This window comes from Mesorhizobium sp. M7A.F.Ca.US.011.01.1.1, assembly GCF_003998295.1.
Taxonomy (GTDB): domain Bacteria; phylum Pseudomonadota; class Alphaproteobacteria; order Rhizobiales; family Rhizobiaceae; genus Mesorhizobium.
The window spans coordinates 345,766-358,137 of sequence record NZ_RZRT01000002.1 but is presented as its reverse complement, the minus strand read 5'-3'; the positions used below and the strand labels follow the sequence as shown (position 1 = coordinate 358,137).

The window sequence follows — 12,372 nt, the reverse complement described above, 5'->3', positions numbered from 1 at the left end:
GTGATTCAGCACCGGTTTTGACTTTGCCAATACGGGACGAATTCGATGAAGCACTTTTTCAACCGCAGGGAAACGATCGTCACCGAGGCGCTCGACGGCCTGTTAAGGACCATCGGATCGGACGATCTCGCGCGCCTCGACGGCTATCCCGAGATTAAGGTCATCCTGCGCGCCGGTTGGGACAAGACGAAAGTCAGCGTCGTCTCCGGCGGTGGCGCCGGACACGAGCCTTCACATGCCGGCTTCGTCGGTAAGGGCATGCTGACGGCGGCGGTCTCGGGCGAGATCTTTGCCTCGCCGAGCGTCGAAGCGGTGCTGGCAGCCATCCGCGCGGTCAGCGGTCCGGCCGGCTGCCTGCTGATCGTCAAGAACTACACCGGCGACCGCCTCAATTTCGGCCTGGCGGCCGAGAAGGCGCGCGCCGAAGGGTTTCGCGTCGAGATGGTGATCGTCGCCGACGACATCGCGCTGCCGGACATCAACCAGCCGCGCGGCGTTGCCGGCACTTTGTTCGTGCACAAGATCGCAGGCCATCTGTCGGAGGCCGGCCATGATCTGGCATTCGTCGCAACGGCCGCTCGCGCGGCGGCGAAGGATATCGTTTCGCTCGGCATGTCGCTGTCGTCCTGCTCGATCCCCGGCCAACCGCACGAAGACAGGTTTGGCGAGAACGATGGTGAACTCGGCCTCGGCATTCATGGCGAGCCGGGCGTTGAGCGGATTGCGGTGCAGAGCGCCGACAGGCTGGTGGCGATCATGGCGGAGCGCCTCGCGGCGCGGCTTGATCCCAAGGCCACCTACGCCTTGCTGATCAACAATCTCGGCTCCGTGCCGCCGCTCGAAATGTCTGTCGTCGCCAATGCGGTGCTTGCATCGCCGCTCGCCAAGACCGTCAAGCTGACGATCGGGCCCGGACCGCTGATGACGGCGCTCAACATGAACGGCTTCTCGCTGTCGCTGATCCGGCTCGACGCCGCGCGCGAAGCAGCCTTGCTGACGCCGGTCGGCCCGCATGCCTGGATGCCGGCAAAGCCCGTTGTGCCGCCTGCCGTCCTGCCGATGGCGAAAGCGGCCGGACAGAGCGCGCCACGCAAGCCCAGCCAGGATGCGCGGACCCGCTCTCTTCTCGTCACCATCTGCGAACGACTGATCGCGCTGGAAACCACGTTGAACGGGCTCGACGCCAAGGCGGGCGACGGCGACACGGGCTCGACGGTGGCGACCGGCGCGCGCAGCATCCTCGAGCGGCTTGATGCGCTGCCGCTTGCCGAGCCGGCGGCGACCCTTGGCGCGATGGGCGACATTCTGAGCGCCTCGATGGGCGGCTCCAGCGGCGTGCTGCTGTCGATCTTCTTCACGGCGGCGGCGCAGGCTCTGGATAGCGGCGCGAGCTTGGCCAAGGCGCTGCTTGCCGGCCTTGAGCGGATGACCTTTTATGGCGGCGCAAGGATGGGGGATCGTACGATGGTCGATGCCCTGGAGCCTGCCCTCAGAGCGCTCGATGCCAAGAGCCTGGACGAAGCGGCTATCGCGGCTCGCCATGGTGCCGAGGCCACCGCTGCCATGGACAGGGCAAAATCCGGGCGGTCCGCCTATGTCGGCAGCAAGCTGCAAGGCGTGGCCGACCCCGGCGCCTATGCAGTGGCCGAGGTTTTCGCGGCGGCGGCCGCGCTCCACGAAGCGGCCTGATTCATGCTCCAGTTGTCGAATGAGCGTTCTTTCGATACTGCGGGCGGCATGGAAACCGGGAATGCGGGTGACATGGCGGCATTGAACCTTGCCCGGCTGATCGCGGCCGCTGCGGATACCATTGCCGCTCACGCCGAGGAGTTGACGGCGCTCGACCAGGCGATCGGCGACGGCGACCACGGGCTGAACATGAAGCGCGGCTTCGAGGCCGTGCGCGCCGAAGCCGAAGCATTTTCGGCCAAACCGCTGCCCGATGCCCTGAAGGCGATCGGCACCAAGCTGGTGATGACGGTCGGCGGCGCCTCCGGCCCGCTATTTGGCACCCTGTTCCTGGCGCTCGGCAAGGAGATTTCAGCGGCGCCTGATCGCGCCAATCTGACGGCGGCGTTCGGCAAGGCGATCGAAGCGGTGGCCGCGCGGGGCAAATCGCAGATCGGACAAAAAACCCTGCTCGACGTGCTGCAGCCGGTGCATGACGCGCTGCTGCAGGGAAAGACAGCGCCGGAAATCGCCGATATCGCCGACGCGGCGGCCGAGGCGACCGTGCCTATGAAGGCCTTGCGTGGCCGGGCGTCGTTCCTCGGCGACCGTTCGATCGGCCACATGGATGCCGGTGCACGTTCGACCGCGCTTCTGGTGCGCACGATCGTCGAAACGTTGGAAGGTCAGCCATGAGCAATGTCGGCATCGTCATCGTTTCGCATTCGCCGCTGGTTGCCGAGGGCACGGCCGACATGGTGCGCCAGATGGTTGGCGACGAAGTGCCGCTTGCATGGTGCGGCGGAAACGGCCATGGCGGGCTCGGCACCAATGTCGAGGCGATCATGGGCGCCATCGACAAGGCCTGGTCGGAAGCCGGTGTCGCCATTCTGGTCGATCTCGGCGGTGCCGAGACCAACTCGGAAATGGCGGTGGAGATGATCGGCGAGCCACGCTCGCACAAGATCATCGTCTGCAACGCGCCGATCGTCGAAGGCGCGGTGATGGCGGCGACCGAGGCCTCCGGCGGCGCCTCGCTGCGGGAAGTGGCGGCGACGGCGCATGAATTGTCGCCGTCGTGAACGAACGGGAATTTTGAAAGACATGTCCGCATCCGCCGAAGCGACCGTTGTGATCACCCATGAGGTGGGTCTGCACGCGCGTCCTTCGGTGAAGTTCACCAAGCTGGCCAAGAGCTTTGCCGCCGAGGTGGAAATCGCGCTGGCTGACAACGGACCATGGTTCGACGCCAAGAGCATCGTCAAGGTGATGGCGGCCAAGGCGCCGAAGGGCACGGTGCTGCGCATCAGGGCCAGCGGTGACGGCGCCAATGATGCCGTCGACGCGCTGGTCGAACTGGTGCGGCGCGATTTCGACGAAGGCGCGGACCGTGCCCGAACCGCTTAGGATTAAAGGCATTTCGGCTTCGGCCGGTTATGCCGAAGGGCCGCTCTTCGACCTCGACCAGACTGTCCGCTCCTATGTCGGCAAAGAAACAGCCGACGATGAGAAGGCCGCGCTCGAAGCCGCAATCGGCATTGCCACGGGCCGTCTCACTGCAATGATCGGGATGGCCGAGGGCGATGCCGCCGACATCCTCGAATTCCAGATCGCCATGCTGCAAGACGATGCGCTGAGCAGCCCGGCCTTTGCCGCGATCCGCACCGGCCTGCCAGCCGACAAAGCATGGCGGCAAGCGCTTGATGCTGAGACTGCCGGCTACGATGCTTCAGACCAGGATTATTTCCGCGCGCGTGCCGCCGACATCCGCGACATCAGGGATCAGGTGCTGCGGGCGCTGTCCGAGGATGGCGACGTCCAGGCGCCAGCCGGCGCCATCCTCTATGGCGAGGACATCGCGCCGACGCGTTTTCTCGAAACCGACTGGAGCCACGGCGGCGGCATCGCACTGAAGGCGGGCAGCACCGCCAGCCACGTCGCTATGCTGGCGCGTTCGCGCGGCGTGCCTATGGTTGTCGGGTTGGGCACTTCGCTGGCTCATCTAGCCGGCACAGCGCTGCTCGACGCCGAACATGGCGGCGTCGTGCTGTCACCCTCCAAGGCTGAAATCGCTGCCTTTCGCCAATCCTCTTCATCATTCCGGGCGCGCCGCGATCGGGCCGGGACATTCCTGGCGCGGCCGGCGATCACCAAGACCGGCACAGCGGTGCGGGTGCAGGTCAACATCGCCGACCCGTCCGAGGTCGACGGCATCGATATCGCCACCTGCGACGGGGTCGGGCTGATGCGCACCGAATTCCTGTTCGGCAAGACGCTTCCCGATGAAGAGACGCAGTATCGCGCCTATCGCAAGGTACTGGAGTGGGCCGGTGAAAAACCGGTGACGATCCGCACCGTCGATGCCGGCGGCGACAAGCCGGTGCCCGGCTTCACCGTCGAGGAGAGCAATCCGTTCCTCGGCCTGCGCGGCATCAGGCTGTCGCTGGCAAGACCGGAGGTGTTTCGTGTACAGATTCGTGCGCTGCTGCGCGCCGCCGTGCATGGCAGTCTGAAAGTGATGTTCCCGATGATCGCCATTGTGGAGGAATACCGACAGGCAGCGGCGATGTTTGCCGAGGAACAGGCAGCGCTTGCCGCGCGCAGCACCGCGCACAAGATGCCGCCCCTCGGCATTATGGTCGAGGTGCCTTCGGTGGCGATCGTGCCGGAAGCCTTTACTGATGCCGCCTTCTTCTCGATCGGCTCCAACGACCTCACCCAATATGTCATGGCGGCGGCCCGCGACAACGCTGCCGTGGCACATCTCAATTCGGTCCGCCATCCGGCCGTGCTGCGGCTGATCGCTGCCGTGACTGCGTTCGGCTCGCGTGAAAATATCCCGGTCAGCCTGTGCGGCGATGCCGGTGGCGATCCCGCCTCGATCCCGTCGCTGCTCGAGGCCGGCCTGCGCGATCTTTCCGTCGCTCCGGCGCAACTCGCCATGGCCAAGGCGGCCATCGCTGATATTTCGGTCTAGGCGCGGCTGGCATGGTCGACAGGACACCCGAACCCGGTTCCGAAGAGGCGATCCGAGCCTACAAGACGATCCTGTCGCACGTCATCGACCAGCGCCCGTCCGGCATGCGCCAGCGCCTGGCCGATGCGCTCGGCAAGCACCGAAGCTTCGTCACGCAGATTTCCAGCCCGGCCTATTCGATCCCGATTCCGTCAAAACATTTGCCGGCTATATTTTCGGTGTGCCATTTCAGCCCGGCCGAGCGTGACCAGTTTCTCGCCGCCTACCATCAGGCGCATCCGGGAAAAATGTCGATCGCATCAGGCATGCGCAAGACGCGGCATGTCTCGCTGATCGTGCCGGATTTCGGCGACGACAAGCAGAACGCCGCGCTCGACAAAGCGGTAAACGACTTCATCCAAAAGATCACCAGCATCACCGGCAAGGGTAGCTGATCGAACTCTTTGTTTTACGCAATTCCGGAAAAAACGCGACACACTTTTCCTGGAATTGTTTGGAAGGCCTATTTCGGGAGGAGACGATCGTGAAGAAGTTCATGAACTCGGTGGACACGGTGCTGACCGAGAGCCTCGACGGATTCGTGGCCGCCCATGCCGACATCCTGGTGCTTGGCGACGCGCACAAATTCATCCGGCGCAAGACCTTGCGGCCGGGCAAGGTGGCGCTGATCTCGGGCGGCGGCTCCGGCCACGAGCCGCTGCATGGCGGCTTTGTCGGTCACGGCATGCTGGACGCCGCCTGCCCCGGCCAGGTGTTCACCTCGCCGACTCCGGACCAGATGCTGGCGGCGGCGGAAGCCGTCGACACCGGCGCCGGCTGCCTGTTCATCGTCAAGAATTATGAGGGCGACGTGATGAACTTCGACATGGCGGCCGAAATGTCGGAAGGCGTCCAGCAGATCGTGACCAATGACGATGTCGCCGTGGAGAATTCTTCCTATACGACCGGCCGGCGTGGCGTCGCCGGCACGCTGGTGGTGGAAAAGATCGTTGGGGCGGCGGCCGAACATGGCCTGGCGCTGGCGCCATTGAAGGCGCTGGGCGACCGCGTCAACGCTGCTACCCGCTCGATGGGCGTGGCGCTGACCAGTTGCACCGTGCCGGCGGCGGGCAAGCCGACTTTCGGCATCGGCGACGGCGAGATGGAATTCGGCGTCGGCATCCATGGCGAGCCCGGCCGCCGGCGCGACACGTTGAAAAGCGCCGATGCGATCGCGCAGGAGATCTGTGCCGCGATCCTGGGCGATCTCGGGGACAGGGCGAAAGGTCCGGCGCTGCTGTTCGTCAACGGCTTCGGCGGCACGCCGCTGATGGAACTCTATCTGATGTACAACAGCGCACGGCTGATCTTCGAGACGCATGGCGTGACGGTGGCCCGTTCGCTGGTCGGCTCCTACGTCACTTCGCTCGACATGGCCGGCTGCTCGATCACGCTGACCATGCTCGACGACGAAACGACCGGATTTTGGGATGCGCCGGTACACACGGCAGCGCTGCGCTGGGGTATGTAAAGCTGGCTTCCACCCTGCTTTTCTGCAACATCTTTCCCTTCAATCGCAACATTGTCCGGGTTGATGCTGCCACCGCTTACCCCTGCCGAAGAAAAGCTGCTGCTGCGCTACGCAGATCCGGAAGCGCCGACTGTCGACGTCGATAATTTGTCGGCAAAGACGCTGATGTCGCTGCTCGACAACGCCGAATTCCATGGCGTCCTGCCGATCATGCTGCGCAAGCTCAGCGGCGACGCGCAACTCCCATCGGATCAGGAGCTGGGAGACAAACTGGAGGACCTGCGCCAGAAAGCGACGATCGCCACCGGCCAGTCGATGCTGTTGAAGTATCATGGCGACCGCATCATGAAGGGACTGGCGGCGGACAATGTTCCGGCGCGGATCGTCAAGGGGCCGGTCTTCGCGCGAAAGCTCTACCGCAACGTCGCCGACAGGCCGTTCACCGATATCGACATCCTCGTCGAACCCGCCAATCTGGCCAGGGCAAACCGGGTGATCGCGGCATGCGGCTTCGAGCTTGGCAGCAAAGAGGCCGAATCCTACGAATTGCAGGAATTCAAATGGCTCGAAAAGGAGAATTCCAGCCTGCTGGTCGAACTGCATGGCGACCTCGTGCATGACACCGGCATGCGGCGGCGCCTGTCGCTGGGTTTCCCTGAATTGCGCGCCATCGACGGCGAGGCGACCGACACGCCGGCGGCTCTTCTGACGATCGCCATCGTTCACGCTGCCGGCGGCCACAAATTCCACCGGCTGCAGCTTTGCGTCGACGTGCTGCAAGGGGTGCGGGCGCTGCAGTCGCCGGAAGCGGAAACATGCCTGTTCGATGCTGCCCGCATGACCGGCATCGAACTCGAACTGGCTGTTGTGCTCGATGTGACGGGCCAATTGTTCAAGGAGAGCCGAGCGCTTGAACTCGCCGCCCGGATCAAGCCCGATCTCTCGATACGGCTGGCCAAGCGGTTGATCACCACGAATACGCTGCTCGGCGTCAATTCCAGGGACAGACTGGGCTCGCGCCTGCGCCGCGACGCCTTCCGGTGGATCCAGAGATTGGCCAAGGCCAGGCCGCAAGTAGCCTGACTTGACGTCAATCCAGGGTGGCGCTGATCAGCGCCGCAGCGTCGGCCGGGCGCGCACCCACCTCCAGCCGGAAGGTCGGCACCGCATTGACCAGCCCGCCGATGGTCGCCAGCCGGCGCTTCTGCATGGGCAGCAGCCCGGTCATGCCCGTGCGGACATTGTCCACTGCCAGCGCCACCATTGCGTCGGTCCCGGCCATGGCGACGAGCCGGGTCTGGCTGTCGGCGGAACGCGCCAGGTGCAGGAGGGCCGTCACCGGCCGGGCGGTCGCGTTTTCGACCCGAACGATCCCACTCAGCCTTTCAAGCGGGACGGGCTGTTCGCTGTTGCGATCCCACGTCTGGCCAAGGCATCGCGCCACCTGCGGGATCATTTCGGCAGTCTTCTGGTGGATTTTTACGGCGCGCGGCAAGCCCCAGGCGACGACCTTGCCAGAAGCGACATTCAGGATCATGGCGTCGTCGGAGCAGAGGCCAAAGCCCTGTGTTGCCAGCGCGAGCGACGTCGTGGTCTTGCCGGTGCCGCTCGGAGCATGAATCAGCACCACCGCATCGCTGTCCGGCAACGTCAAGCCGGCAGTGTGCAGCATATGCTGGCCACCGGCGTCGAGCGCGGCGTCGAGCACCAGCATTGCCGGTGTCCACGCGGCTTTCGCGCCAGGGCGGATCCGGAGTTCGGCCCAGCCCGCCACGCCATTGATGGCAACGGTCTGACGCTCGGGAAAGACCAGATGGATGATACCACCATCCTCGATCATCCGGCAGTGACCATCCTCCGGCACCTCGCCATCGAAGACGAGGGATCCGTTGGGTGCCTCGTCCAAGGTGACTGTCTCGGCGATCTCGAGACGAAAGTCCGGCTCGACGGGTTCCGCGATACGCAGGCTGCCCAGCATCCGGTCGAAATCCTGCCACAGCTCGGGGCGCTCGGCCGATATGCCCAGGATCAGGCCGTTGAGGCCATAGCAGGCTGAAGGTCTGGTCAAGCGGGGCGCGCCTTTACGGCATCGGCATGATGACGATAGATTTCGACCATGCCGGGAAGCTTGTCGCTGACCACCGGCCTGCCATCGAGGCAGACCCAGCAATGCGCTGCCAGGCGCTGCGCTTGCATCGACTGCGGATTGACGCCGAAGCGCAGGTCCGGATCGAAACCGGCTAGGCGCAGGAAACGATGACCTAGCAGACCCTCCCTCAGGCACCTGCGGTCACGCATCAGCCAGGGATGGCGGACGGCGCGGTTGACGCTCGCGACGATGTAGGCGGACGGTAGACCGCGATAGGGCGTCGACGAGGCGAGCGGCGCCCATTTGAGCACCTCCTCGAAGCTCCGGTTGGTGACAAGGACCGGCATCAGCCGCGCGCTTGCCCAGAGATGGCAGCGAAACAGAGCGCGCAGGAGCGGGCCGTCAGCCATCAAGCACCTGGCGCGGCGAGGATACCTTCAGAGATCAGACCCGTGGCCAGTGCCGCCATGTCCTGATCGAGCGTCCCCTTGTCAACCTCGAACTCCTCGCAAAGCAGGTCGACGATCTGGTCGAGGTTGCGCGCGCCGTCCACCTTGTCGAGAAAGGCTTCGGTCGTGCCGTTGCATGTATAAAGCTGGCCGCTGCGCGCCAAAAGCACGACTGCGCCATCGCCCACATGCTGCACGGAGGCATCCTCTGCTAGCCGCAGAACGGTTCCAGAGACTATTTCCACCACGCCCCTCCAAGCCACGCTCATCCCGGAAATCAGATAGCGCGGAGGTGGAGCGCTGTCTATCAGCCGATCATGGGAGCCGAGTGCACGGGACCAACGGCTTTGCTGACAGATTCTCCGCCCCAGTCGCGTTAGAACCTGCTCGGTTGCGTCTTCCCGGCCGCATTCGTCCCAGAAATAGTCATCGGTGAAATGTGACAAGCAGCGGGCCTGCCGGCAGCGGACGTTGCATTTCTTCCCCTAAGTAAGATAAAACCTGTCCGGGTATTGGGGAGATAGCGTATGCGTTACAATTGGGAGCGAGCTCCGACGAGCTTCGAACGTCACAGAAAAGCGCTGGCTACAGCCATTTTGATCGCTGGCGGCATTGGCTTCATGCTTGTGGCCCTGCCGATCTAGAAACAACCTTCAGACACAGCGGCTGCCGGCGCCTGGGCGCAACCTCTCAGCGTGGCTGCCCGGTCACCGCGAGGAAGCGACGATCGCGCCCCTCGAAACCCTGGCTGAAACGCTGGACCAGCACGACGATCACCGCCGGCTTGCCGGCCGGGGTGAATTGGTAGGATTCCGACAGGCTGTAGGAGGTCGGGCAGTTTCTTGAGCCCGGCACGGTCTTGTCCTCGTGCAGGATCTTGATCGGCTTGCCATCCTGGCCTTGCAGCGTCAGCCGGAAGCCGAGCGCCTTGCCTGCCTTCTCACCTTGAAGTGGCTTTTCCCCTTGAAGTGCCTGGTCGCCTTGCTGCGTCGCATCGAAACTCGCCGAACAATCGGTCGCGCTGGCCGCCAGGATTTCGTCGAGCTGGATGGTCGAAATGCCTGTTTCGCCATGGAGCGGCGCCAGCCATTTCCGCGACACCTGTTCGAGGCGGGAGATGTCGTTGTAGGCAACCATTTCGCCCGGGAAGGTAAACTTGTCGGAAGCGGCCTGCTCGGCCACAGATGTGATCGCATATTGGGCGAGAACGGGCGCTGCCTGAGCGGCGGCCTGCGCCCTCGCCTGCTCCAGGGTCAGTGTCGCTTCCTCCGTCTCGTCGACGACGAGGATCGGCTTGCCGCCAACCACCTGATCCGTACGGGTATCGATGATATCGATCTGCGACCAGCCGGAGTCCGAGACACCGGCGTCGAGCGTTCCATATTGCTCGAAGGCGAAATAAGCGCCATCCGGCGAAAAGCCGATGATGTGCCGTGCCGCGGCATCGCCGGCTTCAGCGGTTCCGGTGGACATAGCAAGTAGGGCGCCCGTGACCGATGATTGCGCAAAGCGCCCGATGAACCGCACAGCAGCAAACATCACCAACCCCAATCCTGTCTCGCAATTCATAGCTGCTTGCCCCCAAGCGCCAGGTCGATGCCGTCGCCACAATGGCGTGGATTTGCGGCGAAGGTTAGAGCGCGCTATCTGGAAGGAAGAAAAACTTTTCCCGGGGAGGTACCGATGGCTTCACGCTATCACGAGGTCTATGAAGGCTGGAAGCGCGACCCGGAGCGCTTCTGGGCGGACGCGGCCACCGGCATCGACTGGTATTCGCCCTGGGACAAGGTGTTCGACGCCGCGGCCGGCGTCTATGGCCGCTGGTTCACCGGCGCCACCTGCAACACCTGCTACAACGCCATCGACCGCCATGTCGCAGGCGGGCGCGCCGATCAGATCGCGCTGATCCATGACAGCGCCATCACAGGAACGGTCAGGAAGTTCACCTATGCCGAGCTGAAGCGCGAGGTGGTTGCACTCACCTCTGTGCTGAAGAACCGCGGCATCGGCAAGGGCGACCGCGTCATCATCTACATGCCGATGGTGGCCGAGGCGGCCATTGCCATGCTGGCCTGTGCGCGCATCGGCGCCGTGCATTCGGTGGTCTTCGGCGGCTTTGCCTCGCATGAGCTTGCCACCCGCATCGACGATGCCAGGCCGAAGCTGATCATTTCGGCATCCTGCGGCCTGGAGCCGGGCCGCGTCGTTGCCTACAAGCCGTTGCTCGACAAGGCGATCGAGATCTCCCGCCACAAGCCGGACGCCTGCCTGGTCCTGCAGCGCGACCAGTTGCGCTGCGAGCTGAAGGAGCATTTCGACATCGACTATGCCGACGCCGTCGCCCGCGAGCGGGCCGCGGGCGCCAATGTCGATTGCGTGCCGGTGCTGGCCACCGATCCGCTCTACATCATCTACACATCGGGCACGACCGGCCAGCCCAAGGGCATCGTGCGCGACAATGGCGGCCATATGGTCGCGCTGAAATGGACGATGGAAAACGAGTTCGGCGTCAAGCCGGGCGAGGTGTTCTGGGCGGCGTCCGATGTCGGCTGGGTGGTCGGCCATTCCTACATCGTCTACGGACCGCTGCTGCATGGCTGCACCAGCATCCTGTTCGAGGGCAAGCCTGTCGGCACGCCCGATGCCGGCACCTACTGGCGGGTGATAGCGGAGCATGGCGTGGTCGCGCTGTTCACCGCGCCGACCGCATTCCGCGCCATCAAGGGGCAGGACCCGAAGGGCGAGTTCATTGCCAAACACGACCTCTCGAAATTCCGCACGCTGTTTCTTGCCGGCGAGCGCGCCGACCCGGAAACCATCAAATGGGCGGAGCAGAAGCTAGGTGTGCCTGTGGTCGACCATTGGTGGCAGACAGAAACCGGCTCGCCGATGACGATCAATCCCGCCGGCCTTGGCCTGCTGCCGGTGAAATACGGCTCGCCCGGCGTGCCGATGCCCGGCTACGACATCCGAGTGCTCGACGATGGTGGCAATGAGGTGACGCGCGGCACGCTGGGCAATGTGGTGGTCAAGTTGCCGCTGCCGGCGGGCTGCCTGCCAACGCTGTGGAATGCCGATCAACGGTTCCGCCAAGCCTATCTCGACGAGTTCCCCGGCTTCTACAAGACGGCGGATGCCGGCATGATCGACGAGGACGGCTATCTCTACGTCATGGCTCGCACCGATGACATCATCAATGTCGCCGGCCACCGGCTCTCCACCGGCGCCATGGAAGAGGTGCTTTCGGCCCATCCCGATGTCGCCGAATGCGCGGTCATCGGCATTGCCGACGCCATGAAGGGCCAGGTTCCGCTGGGCTTCGTGGTGTTGAATGCGGGTGTGACGCGGGACGTCGGCCTGATCGAGAATGAAGTGGTCGGCCTTGTGCGCGAACGCATCGGCCCGGTTGCCGCTTTCAAGACAGTGATGACAATCAAGCGCCTGCCCAAGACGCGTTCGGGCAAGATCCTGCGCGGCACCATGCAGAAGATCGCCGACAAGGAAGAATGGACCATGCCGGCGACGATCGACGATCCGATCATCCTCGAGGAGATCACCAAGGCCCTGAAGGACCGTGGGATCGGCCTTTGAGCGGCTGAAGGCTTTGGCTTGTCGAGGCCGCTTTTCGGATCGACGAGCAATCTTTTATTGTGCAACGCAGCAATGCGCCCTACAGTGC

Annotated in this window: 13 protein-coding genes; 9 read left to right on the top strand and 4 right to left on the bottom strand. The window is 64.0% G+C overall.

Features of this window, described 5'->3' with window-relative positions:
* The first annotated feature begins 45 nt into the window (after nucleotides 1-45).
* From EOA13_RS04235 to EOA13_RS04200, 8 genes are all read left to right on the top strand, one after another.
* Nucleotides 46-1,689, top strand: a complete 1,644-nt coding sequence (locus EOA13_RS04235; RefSeq protein ID WP_127289930.1) for a dihydroxyacetone kinase subunit DhaK — start codon at nucleotides 46-48, stop codon at nucleotides 1,687-1,689.
* A 72-nt stretch (nucleotides 1,690-1,761) separates the two neighbouring features.
* Nucleotides 1,762-2,364: a dihydroxyacetone kinase subunit DhaL gene (dhaL, locus tag EOA13_RS04230; RefSeq protein ID WP_127289928.1), complete on the top strand. Its 603-nt coding sequence runs from the start codon at nucleotides 1,762-1,764 to the stop codon at nucleotides 2,362-2,364.
* Nucleotides 2,361-2,750 (top strand): dihydroxyacetone kinase phosphoryl donor subunit DhaM, encoded by a 390-nt coding sequence (gene dhaM / locus EOA13_RS04225; protein ID WP_127289926.1) that lies wholly within the window; start codon nucleotides 2,361-2,363, stop codon nucleotides 2,748-2,750. The genes dhaL and dhaM overlap by 4 nt, the downstream gene beginning before the upstream one ends.
* Before the next feature lie 22 nt (nucleotides 2,751-2,772).
* Nucleotides 2,773-3,075, top strand: coding sequence for an HPr family phosphocarrier protein (locus EOA13_RS04220; protein ID WP_127289924.1), 303 nt, complete (start codon nucleotides 2,773-2,775; stop codon nucleotides 3,073-3,075).
* Complete coding sequence (gene ptsP / locus EOA13_RS04215) at nucleotides 3,059-4,645, top strand: phosphoenolpyruvate--protein phosphotransferase (protein WP_127289922.1); 1,587 nt, start codon at nucleotides 3,059-3,061, stop codon at nucleotides 4,643-4,645. Before EOA13_RS04220 ends, ptsP begins: the two co-directional genes overlap by 17 nt.
* Before the next feature lie 11 nt (nucleotides 4,646-4,656).
* The gene (locus EOA13_RS04210) at nucleotides 4,657-5,079 is read left to right on the top strand and encodes a hypothetical protein (RefSeq protein ID WP_127289920.1); all 423 of its coding nucleotides are present in this window, start codon (nucleotides 4,657-4,659) and stop codon (nucleotides 5,077-5,079) included.
* A gap of 89 nt (nucleotides 5,080-5,168) precedes the next feature.
* Nucleotides 5,169-6,155 carry a dihydroxyacetone kinase subunit DhaK gene (gene dhaK, locus EOA13_RS04205; protein ID WP_127289918.1) on the top strand — a complete coding sequence of 329 codons (987 nt, stop codon included), beginning with the start codon at nucleotides 5,169-5,171 and terminating at the stop codon, nucleotides 6,153-6,155.
* A 63-nt stretch (nucleotides 6,156-6,218) separates the two neighbouring features.
* Entirely contained in the window at nucleotides 6,219-7,238 is a 1,020-nt protein-coding gene (locus EOA13_RS04200; protein ID WP_127289916.1) for a nucleotidyltransferase family protein, read from the top strand.
* Nucleotides 7,239-7,245: 7 nt separating this feature from the next.
* Here EOA13_RS04200 and EOA13_RS04195 read toward each other — a convergent pair whose 3' ends face one another.
* The 4 genes from EOA13_RS04195 to EOA13_RS04180 all read right to left on the bottom strand — a co-directional run bounded on the left by EOA13_RS04195 (nucleotide 7,246) and on the right by EOA13_RS04180 (nucleotide 10,166).
* Nucleotides 7,246-8,223 carry a serine kinase gene (locus tag EOA13_RS04195; protein ID WP_127289914.1) on the bottom strand — a complete coding sequence of 326 codons (978 nt, stop codon included), beginning with the start codon at nucleotides 8,221-8,223 and terminating at the stop codon, nucleotides 7,246-7,248.
* Nucleotides 8,220-8,654: a lasso peptide biosynthesis B2 protein gene (locus EOA13_RS04190; protein WP_127289912.1), complete on the bottom strand. Its 435-nt coding sequence runs from the start codon at nucleotides 8,652-8,654 to the stop codon at nucleotides 8,220-8,222. The genes EOA13_RS04195 and EOA13_RS04190 overlap by 4 nt, the downstream gene beginning before the upstream one ends.
* Nucleotides 8,654-9,139, bottom strand: a complete 486-nt coding sequence (locus EOA13_RS38520; RefSeq protein ID WP_245490296.1) for a PqqD family protein — start codon at nucleotides 9,137-9,139, stop codon at nucleotides 8,654-8,656. The genes EOA13_RS04190 and EOA13_RS38520 overlap by 1 nt, the downstream gene beginning before the upstream one ends.
* A 244-nt stretch (nucleotides 9,140-9,383) precedes the next feature.
* A complete protein-coding gene (locus EOA13_RS04180; RefSeq protein ID WP_031213397.1) occupies nucleotides 9,384-10,166 on the bottom strand; it encodes a DUF2259 domain-containing protein in 783 nt (260 codons plus the stop codon).
* 210 nt (nucleotides 10,167-10,376) lie between these two features.
* On the opposite strand from EOA13_RS04180, the gene EOA13_RS04175 reads away from it, so the two are divergent.
* Nucleotides 10,377-12,284 carry a propionyl-CoA synthetase gene (locus EOA13_RS04175; RefSeq protein WP_127289910.1) on the top strand — a complete coding sequence of 636 codons (1,908 nt, stop codon included), beginning with the start codon at nucleotides 10,377-10,379 and terminating at the stop codon, nucleotides 12,282-12,284.
* Nucleotides 12,285-12,372 lie beyond the last annotated feature (88 nt).

Excerpts from the sequence above, each read along its gene's own strand:
- EOA13_RS04235 (WP_127289930.1), top strand. The coding sequence starts at position 46 with ATGAAGCACTTTTTCAACCGCAGGGAAACGATCGTCACCGAGGCGCTC.
- dhaL (WP_127289928.1), top strand. The coding sequence starts at position 1,762 with ATGGCGGCATTGAACCTTGCCCGGCTGATCGCGGCCGCTGCGGATACC.
- dhaM (WP_127289926.1), top strand. The coding sequence starts at position 2,361 with ATGAGCAATGTCGGCATCGTCATCGTTTCGCATTCGCCGCTGGTTGCC.
- EOA13_RS04220 (WP_127289924.1), top strand. The coding sequence starts at position 2,773 with ATGTCCGCATCCGCCGAAGCGACCGTTGTGATCACCCATGAGGTGGGT.
- EOA13_RS04210 (WP_127289920.1), top strand. The coding sequence starts at position 4,657 with ATGGTCGACAGGACACCCGAACCCGGTTCCGAAGAGGCGATCCGAGCC.
- EOA13_RS04200 (WP_127289916.1), top strand. The coding sequence starts at position 6,219 with ATGCTGCCACCGCTTACCCCTGCCGAAGAAAAGCTGCTGCTGCGCTAC.
- EOA13_RS04190 (WP_127289912.1), bottom strand. The coding sequence starts at position 8,654 with ATGGCTGACGGCCCGCTCCTGCGCGCTCTGTTTCGCTGCCATCTCTGG.
- EOA13_RS04180 (WP_031213397.1), bottom strand. The coding sequence starts at position 10,166 with ATGTCCACCGGAACCGCTGAAGCCGGCGATGCCGCGGCACGGCACATC.
- EOA13_RS04175 (WP_127289910.1), top strand. The coding sequence starts at position 10,377 with ATGGCTTCACGCTATCACGAGGTCTATGAAGGCTGGAAGCGCGACCCG.